A 14,940-nucleotide genomic window follows, 5' to 3' on the forward strand; every position below is an offset into this window, starting at 1 on the left:
CCCTTAGAACTTGTAATTCACGCTGGCAACCACGTTGCGCTCGTCACCGTAGTAGCACCAGTAGCCGTCGCAGTTGGCCAGGTAGTCCTTGTCGAACAGGTTCTTGGCTTCGACCGCTACGGTCATGCCTTTGAGGGTGTTGATCTTGCGGCCCAGGTCGTAGTGGACCGAGGCATCGTAGACGGTGTAGGAGCCAACGTGGGCCAGATCGGTGTTGGCGGTGTTGCCATAGTTGTCGCCGACGTAGCGCACGCCACCGCCGATGCCAAAGCCGTCAAGCGGGCCGTTGTACCAGGTGTAGTCAGCCCACAGGGTCGCCTGGTTACGCGGGATCAGGGCCATGCGATTGCCTTGCTCGGTGGCCGCGCCCTTGAGGATTTCGGTGTCGGTGTAGCTGTAGGAACCGATCAGCTTGAGGTTGTCGGTTACCTGGGTAGTCGCTTCCAGTTCAAGACCGCGAACCTGCAGCTCGCCAACCTGACTGGTAATATTGCCTTCGGTAACCTTCACATTTTCCTGGCGCAGGTCGTACACGGCGGCGGTGTACAGGTTCTTGCTGCCTACCGGTTGATACTTCACGCCCACTTCATACTGGCGCCCTTCGGTCGGCTTGAACGACTCAGTGGCCGAGACCGCTGCGCCGGTGGTCGGCTGGAACGACTCGGTGTAGGAAATGTACGGGGTCACGCCATTGTCGAAGACATAGCTCAGGCCGACGTTGCCGGTGAAGGCCGTGTCGCGCTCGGTGCTGGTGGCATCGTTCTGATTGTGGAAGGTGGTGCCGGTGTGTACCCAGTCTTCACGACCACCCAAAGTCAGGCGCCAGTTGTCCAGAGCAATCTGGTCCTGGACGTAGAGGCCGGTCTGGCGGGTCTTCTGGTTGTAGTCGTACATGGTGAAGTACTGGACGTTGGAGAAGTCCTGGCCATACGGCGGCTTGATCACGTTGCCTGGCGGCACGCTGAAGCTCAGGCCGTAGTCCCATTGGTAGTTGGTGTTCGAGCGCTGGTGGTCGAGGCCGATCAACAGGGTGTGGCTCAAGGCACCGGTCTGGAAGTCGGCCTGGAAGTTGTTGTCCACGGCGAACTGGCTGATGTCTTCATCGACGATGCCGGTTTCCCGCGGAACCGTGCCGTCTGCCTCGACAAAGCCGTTGTTCATGGTCGCGACGTTGATGCCCTGGAACGACAGATCGCTCTTGGTGTAGCGCAGGTTCTGGCGGAACTGCCAGACATCGTTCAAGCGATGTTCGAAGGCGTAACCGAGCGCGTAGTAGGTGCGGTCGTAGAATTCCCAGTCCGGATCGCCGAGGTTCTTGTGGTGGGAGATATCGCCGGCCGGCGAGTCCAGCTTGGTGCCTTGTATCGGCAGGAACTGCCCGGAGATGCCGGTATCGTCGCGGGTGAACTGGGTGATGAAGGTCAGGCTGGTGTCTTCATCCATGTTCCAGGTCAGGCTGGGCGCAAGGTTGTAGCGCTTGTCCGGAACATGGTCGGTTGGCGAGCCACTGTCGCGCACCACGCCGCTGACGCGGTAGAGGAACTGGCCCTCGTCGTCGATCCTGCCGGTGCTGTCGAAGTTGATCTGGCGATGGTTGTTGCTGCCAGTCTGCGCCTCGACCTCGTGGGCGCTTTCGGCCTGCGGGCGACGGCTGACCATGTCGAGCATGCCGCCTGGCGGGGTCTGGCCGTAGACGGACGAAGCCGGACCACGCAGCACCGCGATACGCTCAAGGTTCCATGGTTCGACCTTGGGGTTGGCGAACGAGCCTTTTGGCAGCGGCAAGCCATCAAGGAACTGGGTCGGATCGAAGCCGCGGACCCGCAGCCAGTCGGCGCGGGGGTCGGAGGCGTAGCCGCTGCTCTGCACGCCTGCGGTGTAACGCAGGGCGTCGTTGAGGTTGAGGACCTGGCGATCATCCAGTTGCTCGCGGGTGATGACCGTCATCGAGCGCGGGATTTCGACGATCGGGGTGTCGGTCTTGGTGCCCGCAGCGCTGCGGGTAGCGGTGAATCCTGTAGCCGGGCCCCAGGCGCTTTCATAATCGCCGGTGGCGTTGATGCTGGTTTCCGGCAGCGCCAGGCTACCTTCGGGCGTCGCGACCAGGCTGTAGGTGCCCGCGCTGCTTTGCTGCAGTTGCAGACCGGTGCCCCGCAATGCCGCCTGCAAGGCGCCCACGCCGCTGTACTCGCCGCTGACCGGTGCCGAGGTGCGACCGCTGGCCAGGCTCGGGTCCAGGGTCAGGGCGATGCCGGCCTGGCTGGCGATCTGGTTCAGGGTGCTCGACAGCGGTGCGGCAGGCAGGTTGTAACTGTGCAGGCCGGATTGCTCGGCGGCCACCAGCGAGCTGCTCACCACGGGGGCGGACAGGGCAATGGCGATGGCCAGCAAGCTGGGGCGCAGGAAGGTTTGGAAAACGCGGGACATGCAGCAACTCCTCGACGAATAAGTGCTAACTAGCTTCCTTGCCGAGCGAGAGAGAAAAAGTGATAGGGGTTAGTGAAAATTATTTTGATTTATATTCCAGAAGGGGCTGCTGGCGCAGCCCATCGCCGGCAAGGCCGGCTCCCACAGGGTTTACTGAGCACCCCAATCCTCTGTGGGAGCCGGCTTTGCCGGCGATGAGGCCCTTAAGGCGAATTAGGTTTAGCCACCACCGTCACCCACCACGGGGTGTGCTGCTCGATCTGTACCGGCAAGGTCGGCAGCAATGAGGTCAGCGCCAGGTTGGTGTCGTTCAGCGGGAAGCTACCGGTGATGCGCAGGTTGGCCACCTCCGGCGCAACCCCCAGGTAGCCGCTGCGGTAACGGCCAAGCTCGTCGATCAACTCGCTCAGAGGCACGTTGTCGACCACCAGCATGCCGCGGGTCCAGGCGTCGGCACCGACGTTGAGGCCGGCAATCTGCCCAAGCCGGTCATGACTCATCAGCACCTGCTGGCCTTCATGCAGAATCTGTTCGTCGCCACTGTCCTGCGGCCTGGCCGCCACGGCCGACTGCAACACGCTCAGGCGGGTACCCTGATCTTCCACTTTGACCAGGAAGCGTGTGCCCAGCGCACGCATGCGCCCGTCTTCGGTGGCGACGATGAAGGGACGATCATCCTTGTGTCCGGTCTCGATGGAAACCTCGCCCTCATGCAGGACAATCAGGCGTTCCTTTTCATCGAAGCGGATGTCCACCGCCGAATGGGTATTGAGGCTGATCAGGGTGCCGTCGGTCAGGCGCAGGCTGCGTTGCTCGCCGGTGCCGGTGCGCTGATCGGCGAGCCAGTAACCGACTGACTGATAGGCGCTGACCCAGCTCAGCAAGCCAACCACCAGCACCAGGCTGGCGACGCCACTGCCAATTTTGCGTACACGCTGACGCAGGCTGGCGCGCGACTGCAGCAAAGCCTGGCGCGCGGGCCCGGCTGCGGCACTGAAGCGCTGGTCGAGCATGCCCAGTTGCATCCAGGCGCGGGCGTGCTCTTCATTGGCGGCATGCCAGCGGGCGAATTCGGCGCGCTCGTCAGCAGTGCCGCTGCCTGAATCCAGGCACAGCTGCCAGGCGATGGCGGCATCAAGAACGCGGGCGCTGACCGGCTTGTTGTTCATGTCGGCTCGCCATACAGGGCGATGTAGCACTGGCGCATGCCCTGGGCCAGGTACTGGCGCACACGGGATACGGAAACACCCAGGCGTTCGGCAATCTGCGCATGGTTCAGGCCGTCCAGACGGTTGTAGAGAAACGCCGCGCGGGCTTTGCTCGACAACTTGCCCAGCAGGCGATCAATGGCCTTGAGGTCTTCGAGAATCAGGTGTTGTTCTTCCGGGGACGGTTGTTCGGCTTCGGGGATCAGCATCAGCTCGGCCAGATAGGCCTGCTCCAGTGCCGCGCGGCGAAAATGATCGAACAACAGGCCCCTGGCGATGGCCAGGAGAAAGGCTCGGGGTTCACGCGGTGGCGGCAACTGGTCGCGACCCAGCAGGCGCACGAAGGTGTCCTGGCTGAGGTCTTCGGCACGCTCGGCGCAGGCGATATTACGCCGTAGCCAGCCGAGTAGCCAACTGCGATGGTCGCGGTAGAGCGTACCGACCAGCTCACTGTGTGGGCTTTGCACGGACGACAAGGCGTTCCCCGAAAAAGATGCGTTAACTAACGAGAATTATTCGCGATTGTTGCAGAATCTTCTTGTGGAACGCAATTGACGCTCATCGGATGGCGCTAGAAGCCGTGACTTTGTTGCTTTCGCCGCCGCCAGCGCTGCAGGTGCTGGTCCAGTTGCGCCGGGCTGTCCAGGTGCTGGCGCCGGGCCTGGCTGAAGAGGATCAGGGCCAGTTCGGCCGTGACCATGGCATCGGCACTGGCGTTGTGCCGTTCGATCGCCTCAAGGCCGAAACAGGCCGTCCAGTCGTCCAGCCCGGCTTCGCGCAGGGTGATCTGCGGGTTCAGCAGCGGCGCCAGTTCGGCCACGTCGAAGAACGGGTGCTGCAGGCGATAGCCCAGGTGGTCTTTCAGGGCGCGGCTGAGCATGCGCTGGTCGAAGGGCGCATGAAAGGCCAGCACCGGGCTGTTGCCAATGAAGGTCATCAGGTCGAGCAACGCCTCGGCCGGATCGCAGCCAGCAGCGATGGCGCTGGGCCCCAGGCCATGGATCAGGACGCTGGAGGTCAGCTTGTGATCGCGTTGGTACAGGGTGCGCTCGAACTGCTGGCTGAAGTCGATGGCGCCGTCTTCGATGACCACTGCGCCAATCGACAGGACCTGGTCGCGCTGGGTATTCAGGCCGCTGGTTTCCAGGTCCAGTACCACCCAGCGCTGGCTGCGCAGCGAATCTTCACTGAGGGTGGCGGCGGGTGCCAGCTGTGCTGCCCGTTGGCGTATGTGCTCGTTGATCTGCCGGGGCCGCAGCCAGGTGAACAGGCTCACAGCTGATACCTCAGGGCCAGGCTGCTCTGCAGGCGCTGGGCCTGGCGCAGGGACTCGCGCAGGATGCGCCTGTCGAGGTGGTTGAGGCTGTCCGGATCGACGCGGTTGGAGTACGGCAGGTGCTGCCGGCTCTGTAACTGGTGTTGTTGCATGCGGGTTTGCTGGATGAAGTGGTAGGCCTCTTCATAGGCGGCGCCGTCGAGCGGGTCGATGACCTCGCGGGTCACCAGCTCGCGCAGGCGTTCCAGGGTGTTGTTGGCGCTGATGCCATTGGCCAGGGCCAGCAACCGCGCGCCGTCGACGAACGGCGTCAGGCCCTGGACCTTGAGGTCCAGTGTGGCGGCCTTGTCATTGCCCTGACGGGTCAACACGAACTCGCGGAAGCGCCCGACCGGTGGCCGCTGGCGCAAGGCATTGTCGGCCATCATGCGCTGGAACAGGCGGTTATCGGCAACCTGTTCAAGAATGCTCTGGCGCAGTTGTTCGCAGGCGCTTTCGTCGCCCCAGACCACCCGCAGGTCGAAATAGATGCTCGAGGCCAGCAGGTTTTCCGGGGTGGCTTCGCGGATAAAGGCGGCGAAGCGTCGCGCCCATTCGGCACGGGACAGGCACAGCTCGGGGTTACCGGCCATGATGTTGCCCTTGCACAGGGTAAAGCCGCATTGCGCCAGACCCTGGTTGATGTGTTGCGCCAGCGCCAGCAGGCGGCCACGGATCTCGGCGGCGTGGGCGGCATCGCGGGCCTCGAACAGAATGCCGTTGTCCTGGTCGGTGTGCAGGGTCTGTTCTCGCCGGCCCTCACTGCCAAAGCACAGCCAGCTGAACGGCACGCCCGGATCGCCTTTTTCTTCGATGGCCAACTCGATCACCCGGCACACGGTGTGATCGTTGAGCAGGGTAATGATCTGGGTTATCTGGGTTGAAGACGCACCATGGGCCAGCATGCGTTCGACCAGTTGGCCGATCTCGCCGCGCAGCGACACCAGGCTTTCGATCCGCGTGGCATGGCGGATGGTCCGCGCCAGGTGGACCAGGTCGACACGTTGCAGGGAGAACAGGTCGCGCTCGGAGACCACCCCGCACAAGCGCTGGTCCTCGACCAGACAGACGTGGGCGATGTGCCGTTCGGTCATGGCAATGGCGGCGTCGAAAGCGCTGGCCTGGGGGCTCAGGTAGAACGGATTGTGGGTCATATGGCCGGCGATCGGCTGGGCAAAATCGGCGCTGGCGTCGGCCACCACCTGGCGCAGGTCGCGCAGGGTGAAGATCCCCAACGGAAAGCGCTGCTCATCGACGATCACGATGCTGCCGACCTGTTGCTCGTGCATCAGCGCCACGGCCTCACGCAGCGGCGTGTGGCGTTCGCAGACCACCGGGTGACGCATGGCCAGCTCACCCAGACGGGTATTGAGTGAGTATTGGGTGCCGAGGGTTTCTACCGCGCGCCGCTGGACCTGTTGATTGACCTGGTCGAGCAGGCTGCTGACGCCGCGCAGGGCAAAGTCGCGAAACACGTCGGAGAGGGCGAACAGGCGAATGAATGCCGCCTTGTTCAGCTGCAGGCAGAAGGTGTCTTCACCGGCCAGATGTTCAGTGCGGGTTGCGCGCTCGCCGAGCAGGGCGGCCAGGGGAAAGCATTCGCCGCTGGTGATCTCGAACGTGGTTTCGGTGCCGGGGCGGGTGACGTGCTGGCGTTCGCCGATCACCCGGCCCTGTTTGACGATGTAGAAGTGCTCGACCGGCCCGTCAGCGGGCTTGATGATGCTGTCATTGGCCGCATAGAAACGCAGCTGACACTGCTCGACGAGAAACGCCAGGTGAGCGTTCTCCATCTGGTTGAAGGGGGGAAAGCGTTGCAGGAATTGCAGGGTCCCCTGGATGTTCTGCAGTACTGCAGTTTTTCCGGCCTGGGAGAAGGCGTCCATTTTGCTCATGAGCATTACCGCGTCTTTGTGTCGACCTTGAAGATATCGACCTTGTTGTTTTCGACCCTCATGGTCGGCTGCAGGGTGCCCAGTGCCCATTGGACGTAAGTCTAAATGGGGCGACGGCCAGGGTGAGAAACGCGACGGGTGTCAAATTGTCGACGAGAGGCGGGTTGCAAGGTGATCAAAAGCGGTCTGAACTTGATTCGAGGGACATTTTGCGAGTCATTGATGATGAGACAGCCATGCCCGACCAAGAAGACATACTGAGTGATGCCGAACGTGAAGCACTGGCAACGGTTACGGCGCCGCGGGCTGTGCCACAGAAAGTATTGATCGTCGATGACAATAAGCTGGCTCGCGAAGCGTTGGCCAGTTACCTGAAAACCAAGGGTATCAAGTGCGTGATGGCGGAAAATGCCGAACAGGCCCTGGAGCGTCTGGAAGGTAAGCAGGATATCGGTTTGTTGATTACCGATCTGCGTATGGGGCCGTTCGATGGCCTGGAGCTGATCCGGCAGATTCGCGAATCGGACAAAGCGGCGTTGCCGATCATCATTGTGTCCGGTGATGCCGACGTGCCAGACGCCATAGCGGCGATGCATTTGAGTGTCGTCGACTTTTTGCTCAAGCCGATCGATCCGGACAAGTTGATGGAGTTGGTGCGCAGGGAGTTGGGAATCGCTTGAAGCTGATCGCGGGTCAAGCCCGCTCCCACAAAACCTGTGGGAGCGGGCTTGACCCGCGACGGGCTATTTACAGACCGTTCTTGGCCTTGAACTCACGACGACGGCGATGCAGCACCGGCTCGGTGTAGCCGTTCGGCTGCTTGGTGCCTTCTACCACCAGTTCGACCGCCGCCTGGAAGGCGATGTTGTTGTCGAAGTCCGGTGCCAGTGGGCGGTACAGCGGGTCGTTGGCGTTCTGCTTGTCGACCACCGGCGCCATGCGCTTGAGGCTTTCCAGTACCTGAGCCTCGGTGACGATACCGTGGCGCAGCCAGTTGGCCAGCAACTGCGCAGAAATACGCAGAGTGGCGCGGTCTTCCATCAGGCCGACATCATTGATGTCCGGCACTTTCGAACAACCCACGCCCTGGTCGATCCAGCGTACAACGTAGCCGAGGATGCCCTGGGCGTTGTTGTCCAGCTCGTTGCGGATCTCTTCGTCCGACCAGTTGGTGTCAGCTGCCAGCGGGATGGTCAGGATGTCATCTACCGATGCCGGTGCGCGCTTGGCCAGTTCCGCCTGACGGGCGAACACGTCGACCTTGTGGTAGTGCAGCGCGTGCAGCGCAGCGGCGGTCGGCGACGGTACCCAGGCGGTGTTGGCACCGGCCAGCGGGTGAGCGATTTTCTGCTCGAGCATATCGGCCATCAGGTCCGGCATGGCCCACATGCCTTTACCGATCTGGGCACGGCCTTGCAGACCGGTGGCCAGGCCGATATCGACGTTGGAGTTCTCGTAGGCGCCGATCCACTTCTGGGTCTTCATCGCGCCCTTGCGCACTACTGCGCCGGCTTCCATGGAGGTGTGGATTTCGTCGCCGGTACGGTCGAGGAAGCCGGTGTTGATGAACACCACACGTTCCTTGGCCGCTTCGATACAGGCCTTGAGGTTGACCGTGGTACGGCGCTCCTCGTCCATGATGCCGACCTTCAGCGTATTACGCTTCATGCCCAGCACATCTTCGATGCGGCCGAACAGCTCGTTGGTGAACGCTGCTTCTTCCGGGCCGTGCATCTTCGGTTTGACGATGTACACGGAGCCGGTGCGGCTGTTCTTGCGGCTGGTGTTGCCATTGAGGTTGTGGATCGCGGCAAGGTTGGTGACCAGACCGTCGAGGATGCCCTCGGGCACTTCGTTGCCGTCCTTGTCGAGGATGGCGTCGATGGTCATCAGGTGACCGACGTTACGCACGAACAGCAGCGAGCGACCGTGCAGGGTGACAGTGCCACCGTTCGGCGCGCTGTATTCGCGGTCCGGGTTCATGGTCCGGGTGAAGGTCTGGCCGCCTTTGCTGACGCTTTCCGAGAGGTCGCCCTTCATCAGGCCGAGCCAGTTGCGGTAGATCACTACCTTGTCATCGGCATCGACTGCGGCAACCGAGTCTTCGCAGTCCATGATGGTGGTCAGGGCGGCTTCCATCAGCACGTCCTTGACCCCGGCAGCGTCGGTCTGGCCGACCGGCGTGCTGGCATCGATCTGGATTTCGAAATGCAGGCCGTTGTGTTTGAGCAGAATCGCGGTCGGCGCCGAGGCGTCGCCGTGGTAGCCGATCAGCTGGGCGTCATCGCGCAGGCCGCTGTTGCTGCCACCTTTGAGGGCAACCACGAGCTTGCCGCCTTCGATGCGGTAAGCGGTGGAGTCGACATGCGAGCCGGCGGCCAGCGGCGCGGACTCGTCGAGGAAGGCGCGGGCGAAGGCAATCACCTTGTCGCCGCGAACCTTGTTGTAGCCTTTGCCTTTTTCCGCGCCACCGGCTTCGCTGATCGCGTCGGTGCCGTACAGGGCATCGTACAACGAGCCCCAGCGGGCGTTGGAGGCGTTCAGGGCGAAGCGCGCATTCATCACTGGTACAACCAGTTGCGGGCCGGCCATGCGGGCGATTTCGTCGTCGACGTTCTGGGTCGAGGCCTGGAAGTCTGCAGCTTCTGGCAGCAGATAACCGATGTCCTGGAGGAAGGCTTTGTAAGCCACGGCATCGTGAGCCTGGCCTTTGCGCGCCTGGTGCCAGGCATCGATCTGTGCCTGCAGTGCGTCACGTTTGGCCAGCAGTGCTTTGTTCTTTGGAGCGAGGTCGTTGATGATCTTTTCTGCCCCCACCCAGAACTGCTCGGCGTTGACGCCAGTTCCGGGAATGGCTTCGTTGTTCACGAAGTCGAACAGGACTTTGGCGACCTGAAGGCCACCGACTTGAACGTGTTCAGTCATTGCTTGCCTCACTCTGCTCAGCTATTGCTCTTCTATTTAGGCCTTGCGCGCTTCTCTAAACACGGCACCAGAACATGCCCGATGGGCGGCTGGGTGCTGCCTGCCAGACGGGCTGGCGAGCGGTTGCGTATTTTCACAGGCGCCTTGGCAGACATCGATTCGACGTTTTGTAGTCCGCGCTGCGGCATACTACATGATGCGCTGCGGTTGTGAAAATCAGACTAAATACGTCGTTCTGCGACCATTTGGTCGCAGAGGGTCACGCTGGGAATCAGTATGTTCTCAAAAAAGTGGCAGATTGTTCCAGATAAATCTTGAAACGGTACACGATTTGTCTTCAAAGGCTGCTGCGGCAGGTTGCCGCGCCTTGCCTATACTTTCTCCGCGCCCTTTGAATTCAGGGGCCTAACCTTTAAAAGCAGAGGGTTACCGCGTGGATCATCTCGTACTGACAGTGATCGCCCCCGACAAAGCCGGCCAGGTCGAACGTATCGCTGAATGCATTGCCGAGCATAACGGTAACTGGTTGGAGAGCCGCATGTCGCGGATGGCCGGGCAGTTTGCCGGGATCCTCAAGGTAGCGGTGCCGGCCGAGTCCTACGAAGAGCTGGTCCGGGCCCTGGAAGCCTTGGGCAAACATGATATTCGCGTGCTGATTGCCAAAAGCGGTATCGATCCGTCCTGTACCTGGAAGCCGATTGCCATGGAGCTGGTGGGCAATGATCGCCCGGGTATTGTCCGTGACATCACCCGCTTACTGGCCGAACAGGGGGTCAATGTCGAGCGCCTCAGCACCGACGTGCGTCCGGCGCCGATGAGCAGCGAGCCACTGTTTCACGCCGATGCGTTGCTGGCGATGCCTTTGACCCTTTCTCTGGATGTGCTGCAGGCCAAGCTTGAGGAGCTGGCGGATGACCTGATGGTGGAACTCAAGCTGCGGCCGGAAGAATAGTTATCCCGGTTTGCCGGGGACCGGCCTGTGGATAAGCTGGGGGAAGCCTGCGCCAGCCCAGACGGGCCGCGGCTTTGCAGGAATTGAGCAAAAAACCACCAATAATCAGTGGCTTGTGCACAAAGCACGGGGATGAGGGTGTGGATAACCTTGGGAGAGGTTGCTGCAGGCCACGAATCACGTGGCCTGTAGGTATTTGTACGTTTTTTGATCAGCTGCGCCGGCGCAAGCTCAGCCAGGCATCGACGCTGTAGAGGGCAAGACCGGCCCAGATGAACATGAAGGCCACCAGTGTGCTGCTCGACAGGTGCTCGCCAAACAGCAGCACCGCCTGCAGCAGCACCAGCGTCGGCGCCAGGTACTGCAGAAAGCCCAATGTGGTGTAAGGCAGGTGCCGAGCGGCAGCGTTGAAACATACCAGCGGCACCAGGGTCACCGGGCCGGCGGCGATCAGCCAGAGCGCTTCGCTGCTGGTATAGAAGCTCGCTTGAGCGCTATGGGCCATGGGGTTGAGCAGCAGCCAGCCGATGGCCAGCGGTATCAGCATCCAGGTTTCCACCACCAAGCCCGGCAAGGCCGCGACCGGTGCCTGCTTGCGAATCAAACCGTAGAAGCCGAAGCTCAGTGCCAGTACCAGTGAAACCCAGGGCAGGCTGCCGACTTGCCAGACTTGCTGAGCCACACCGAGTGCCGCCAGGCCTACGGCAACCCACTGCAGGCGGCGCAGGCGCTCACCCAGCAGCAACATGCCCAGCAGCACGTTGACCAGCGGGTTGATGTAGTAGCCCAGGCTGGCTTCCAGCATGCGTCCGTTGTTCACCGACCAGACATAGGTCAGCCAGTTGCCGGCAATCAATGAGCCACTGAGGGCCAGGATCGCCAGACGCTTGGGGTTCTCACGCAGCTCGCGCCACCAGCCCGGATGCTTCCAGACCAGCAACAGCAACGAGCCGAACAGTGCCGACCAGAGCACGCGGTGGACGATGATTTCCACCGCTGGCACGCTTTGCAGCGCTTTGAAGTAGAGTGGGAACAAGCCCCAGATGATGTAGGCGGTCAAGCCCAGGATGTACCCGCGGCGCGGGTTGGCGGCGTGCATGCAAATTCCTTGCTTAGGCAGCTATCTAAAAGCACCGCTATTGTAGACAGACTTGGGCGTGCTTCAGAACAATTTCAGCGGTTCTTCATCCAGCGCCGCCATCTGCTCGCGCAGGGCGAGAATCTGGTCGCCCCAGTAACGCTCCTGGCCGAACCAGGGGAAGCTGCGCGGAAACGCCGGATCGTCCCAACGCCGTGCCAGCCAGGCGCTGTAGTGCAGCAGGCGCAGGGCGCGCAGCGGCTCGATCAGGGCCAGCTCGCGCGGGTCGAAATCGTGGAACTCGTTGTAGCCATCCATCAGTTCGGCCAGTTGGCCCAGGCGTTCATGACGGTCGCCGGCAAGCATCATCCACAGGTCCTGGACAGCGGGGCCCATGCGGCAGTCATCGAGGTCGACAATGTGGAAGACTTCGTCGCGGCACATCATGTTGCCTGGGTGGCAGTCGCCGTGCAGACGGATGGTTTTGTGCGGGGTGCTGGCATAGATGGCTTCGACCCGTTTGAGCAGGTCGCGGGCGACTGACTCAAAGGCCGGCAGCAGGCTTTTCGGCACGAAATTGCCTTCAAGCAGAGTGGCCAGCGAGGCGTGGCCAAAGTTATCCACTGCCAGGGCTTCACGGTGCTCGAACGGGCGGGTAGCGCCGACTGCATGCAGGCGTCCGAGCAACTGGCCGAGGCGATAGAGCTGGTCGAGATTGCCGGGTTCCGGGGCGCGGCCGCCACGGCGGGGGAACAGGGTGAAGCGAAAACCGCTGTGTTCGAACAGGGTTTTGCCGTTGTGGATAAGTGGCGCTACGACAGGGACTTCGCACTCGGCCAGTTCGGCGGTGAAGCTGTGTTCCTCGAGAATCGCCGCATCGGTCCAGCGGTCCGGGCGGTAGAACTTGGCGATCAGTGGTTCAGACTCTTCGATACCTACCTGGTAGACGCGGTTCTCATAGCTGTTGAGTGCCAGAACGCGGGCATCGCTGAGAAAGCCGATGCTCTCCACAGCGTCGAGGACCAGGTCGGGGGTAAGGGTTTCGAAGGGGTGCGACATGTCAGCTCCTGCTGTGCGGCAGGTGGCCGCATCATGTGGGCATGGTACCCCACAGCGGGGCCGCTGGCGCGACCCATCGCCGGCCTTGGCGGCGATGGCTGCGTAGCAGCCCCTGCTGATCTCAGGTCCCGACGATCCCGCCATCCTCCCGGCTGATCGCCATTACCGACGAGCGCGGCTTGCCATTGGGCAAGTGCTCGGGAAAGGTCGAGCCGCCGGTTTCACCTGGATGCTGAATGCCGACGAACAGGGTGCGCTGGTCCGGCGAGAAGGCAATGCCCGTCACCTCACAGGCCACCGGCCCGACCATGAAGCGCCGGATCTCGCCGCTGACCGGATCGGCACAGAGCATCTGGTTATTGCCCATGCCGGCGAAATCACCGCTATTGCTGTAGTCACCATCGGTGAGGATCCACAGCCGGCCATCCGGATCGAAGCCCAGCCCGTCCGGGCTGTTGAACATGTTCTGCGGGGTAATGTTGCTTGAACCGCCCTTGGCATCATCAGGGTGTACCGAAGGGTTGCCGGCGACCACGAACAGGTCCCAGTCGAAGCTCATGGCGCCGTGGTCATTATCACTTTCGCGCCAGCGCAGGATCTGCCCGTAGAGATTTTTCTCCCGTGGGTTGGGGCCGCCTGCCGGCTGGCCTTCTTCCCCGCGTTTGACGTTGTTGGTCAGGGTGCAATAGACCTGGCCGTCCTTGGGGCTGACCACAATCCATTCCGGGCGGTCCATGCGCGTGGCCTTGAGCTGGCTGGCAGCCAGGCGCGCATGGATCAGGACCTGGGCCTGGCTGGCAAAACCGTTGGCGGCAATCAGGCCGTTCTTGCCATGGCTCAGCTCCAGCCACTGGCCTTTGCCTCGCGGATGGTCGGTGTTCTGGTCGCCATCGTCGAACCGTGCGACATACAGGGTGCCGTGGTCGAGCAGGCTGCGGTTGGCGCTGGGGTTCTTGTGGTCGATGCGGTCGCGGCTGATGAATTTGTAGATGAACTCACCGCGCTCATCGTCGCCCATGTAGACCACCGCCCGGCCATCGCGGGTTTCGCCAAGGGCCGCGTTTTCGTGCTTGAAACGGCCCAGCGCCGTACGCTTGACCGGGGTCGAGTCCGGGTCGAACGGATCGATCTCCACCACCCAGCCATGACGGTTCAGTTCGTTGGGGTTCTTCGCCAGGTCGAAGCGCGGGTCGTGCGGGTGCCAGCCGATTTCCTTGCTGTCGATCGTGGCTCCGTAGCGTTTCTGCCCGGCATCAAACACATGGGCCGGATCGCTGCTGCCGAAGCAGTCGGTGAAGTTCTCTTCGCAGGTCAAGTAGGTGCCCCACGGCGTCTTGCCGTTGGCGCAGTTCTGGAACGTGCCGAGCACCTTGCGGCCGCTGTTGTCGGCCGCGGTCTTCATCCAGGCATCGCCCGCCGCCGGGCCGCTGACACGGATCGGTGAGTTGCCGTGGATGCGCCGGTTGTAGGGTGAGCCCTGGACGAACTGCCATTGGCCATTGCTGCGTTTGACCTCAATCACCGAGACGCCTTCGGCAGCCTGTGCCTTGTGCACGTCTTCGGCGGAGGCCGGTTGCCCGCCGTGAGCGAACAGATAGCGGTAGTTGGTGTATTCGTTGTTGATGGCCATCAACGCCCGATTGTCATCATCGGGGAAGGGGAACAGGCTCATGCCGTCATTGTTGTCACCGAACTGCAGTTCCTGGGCCTTGGCTGTGCCCTGGCCGGATGCATCGAAGGCCGGGGCGTCGGCATGCAGCGGCTGGCCCCAGCTGATCAGTACCGAGGCCTTGTAACCAGGGGGCAGGCTGATGCTGTCGGCGGTGGCACTGGGGATGCTGGCAAAGCCGAGCAGGCTGCTGTTGGCGGCGCTGACGCTGGCGGCCATGACGCTGCGGCTGAGCAGATTGCCACTCAGGAACAGGGCGGCGCCGCACAGGGCGCCCGCTCCGATGAAACGACGGCGACTCAGGCTGACCAGCTGTTCGAGGTCGGTGGACTGGTGTTCTTCTAATAGGTTCATGACAGGCTTCCTGCGGGTTTGGCAGTCACCTTAGTCAGCGCTTATGACGGTTTTGTGT

General features: G+C 62.1%; 11 protein-coding genes. 2 read left to right on the forward strand and 9 right to left on the reverse strand.

Going from position 1 to position 14,940, the window contains the following annotated elements; genetic code table 11:
- Positions 1–3: 3 nt before the first annotated feature.
- The 5 genes from AC07OF_RS09100 to AC07OF_RS09120 all read right to left on the reverse strand — a co-directional run bounded on the left by AC07OF_RS09100 (position 4) and on the right by AC07OF_RS09120 (position 6,845).
- A complete protein-coding gene (locus AC07OF_RS09100; protein WP_157190897.1) occupies positions 4–2,427 on the reverse strand; it encodes a TonB-dependent siderophore receptor in 2,424 nt (807 codons plus the stop codon).
- A gap of 203 nt (positions 2,428–2,630) precedes the next feature.
- Positions 2,631–3,596, reverse strand: a complete 966-nt coding sequence (locus AC07OF_RS09105; RefSeq protein WP_157190898.1) for a FecR domain-containing protein — start codon at positions 3,594–3,596, stop codon at positions 2,631–2,633.
- Positions 3,593–4,111, reverse strand: a complete 519-nt coding sequence (locus tag AC07OF_RS09110) for an RNA polymerase sigma factor (protein WP_191831326.1) — start codon at positions 4,109–4,111, stop codon at positions 3,593–3,595. The genes AC07OF_RS09105 and AC07OF_RS09110 overlap by 4 nt, the downstream gene beginning before the upstream one ends.
- 95 nt (positions 4,112–4,206) lie before the next feature.
- Positions 4,207–4,911 (reverse strand): 3'-5' exonuclease, encoded by a 705-nt coding sequence (locus AC07OF_RS09115; RefSeq protein WP_038605930.1) that lies wholly within the window; start codon positions 4,909–4,911, stop codon positions 4,207–4,209.
- A complete protein-coding gene (locus tag AC07OF_RS09120; RefSeq protein ID WP_157190901.1) occupies positions 4,908–6,845 on the reverse strand; it encodes a DUF294 nucleotidyltransferase-like domain-containing protein in 1,938 nt (645 codons plus the stop codon). Before AC07OF_RS09120 ends, AC07OF_RS09115 begins: the two co-directional genes overlap by 4 nt.
- 236 nt (positions 6,846–7,081) lie before the next feature.
- Here AC07OF_RS09120 and AC07OF_RS09125 point away from each other — a divergent pair, with 236 nt between their 5' ends.
- On the forward strand, positions 7,082–7,525 hold the full coding sequence (locus AC07OF_RS09125; RefSeq protein ID WP_495072778.1) for a response regulator: 444 nt from the start codon (positions 7,082–7,084) through the stop codon (positions 7,523–7,525).
- 67 nt (positions 7,526–7,592) lie between these two features.
- Here the strand turns inward: AC07OF_RS09125 and AC07OF_RS09130 are convergent, their stop codons facing one another.
- Positions 7,593–9,770 (reverse strand): malate synthase G, encoded by a 2,178-nt coding sequence (locus AC07OF_RS09130; protein WP_157190903.1) that lies wholly within the window; start codon positions 9,768–9,770, stop codon positions 7,593–7,595.
- Positions 9,771–10,203: 433 nt separating this feature from the next.
- Between AC07OF_RS09130 and AC07OF_RS09135 the strand changes: the two genes are divergently transcribed.
- Positions 10,204–10,722 carry a glycine cleavage system transcriptional repressor gene (locus tag AC07OF_RS09135; protein ID WP_157190904.1) on the forward strand — a complete coding sequence of 173 codons (519 nt, stop codon included), beginning with the start codon at positions 10,204–10,206 and terminating at the stop codon, positions 10,720–10,722.
- 211 nt (positions 10,723–10,933) lie between these two features.
- On the opposite strand, the gene rarD is transcribed toward AC07OF_RS09135, so the two are convergent.
- The 3 genes from rarD to AC07OF_RS09150 form a co-directional block, all read right to left on the reverse strand.
- On the reverse strand, positions 10,934–11,821 hold the full coding sequence (gene rarD, locus AC07OF_RS09140) for an EamA family transporter RarD (RefSeq protein WP_157190905.1): 888 nt from the start codon (positions 11,819–11,821) through the stop codon (positions 10,934–10,936).
- 63 nt (positions 11,822–11,884) lie between these two features.
- Positions 11,885–12,859, reverse strand: coding sequence for a serine/threonine protein kinase (locus AC07OF_RS09145; protein WP_038605942.1), 975 nt, complete (start codon positions 12,857–12,859; stop codon positions 11,885–11,887).
- A 121-nt stretch (positions 12,860–12,980) separates the two neighbouring features.
- Positions 12,981–14,882, reverse strand: a complete 1,902-nt coding sequence (locus tag AC07OF_RS09150; RefSeq protein WP_157190906.1) for a PhoX family protein — start codon at positions 14,880–14,882, stop codon at positions 12,981–12,983.
- Between the last annotated feature and the right edge of the window lie 58 nt (positions 14,883–14,940).

Source organism: Pseudomonas sp. GW821-FHT10B02, from assembly GCF_059415665.1.

Coding starts and splice junctions, on each gene's coding strand:
- AC07OF_RS09100 (WP_157190897.1), bottom strand. CDS start 2,427: ATGTCCCGCGTTTTCCAAACCTTCCTGCGCCCCAGCTTGCTGGCCATC.
- AC07OF_RS09125 (WP_495072778.1), top strand. CDS start 7,082: ATGCCCGACCAAGAAGACATACTGAGTGATGCCGAACGTGAAGCACTG.
- rarD (WP_157190905.1), bottom strand. CDS start 11,821: ATGCACGCCGCCAACCCGCGCCGCGGGTACATCCTGGGCTTGACCGCC.
- AC07OF_RS09130 (WP_157190903.1), bottom strand. CDS start 9,770: ATGACTGAACACGTTCAAGTCGGTGGCCTTCAGGTCGCCAAAGTCCTG.
- AC07OF_RS09120 (WP_157190901.1), bottom strand. CDS start 6,845: ATGAGCAAAATGGACGCCTTCTCCCAGGCCGGAAAAACTGCAGTACTG.
- AC07OF_RS09150 (WP_157190906.1), bottom strand. CDS start 14,882: ATGAACCTATTAGAAGAACACCAGTCCACCGACCTCGAACAGCTGGTC.
- AC07OF_RS09105 (WP_157190898.1), bottom strand. CDS start 3,596: ATGAACAACAAGCCGGTCAGCGCCCGCGTTCTTGATGCCGCCATCGCC.
- AC07OF_RS09145 (WP_038605942.1), bottom strand. CDS start 12,859: ATGTCGCACCCCTTCGAAACCCTTACCCCCGACCTGGTCCTCGACGCT.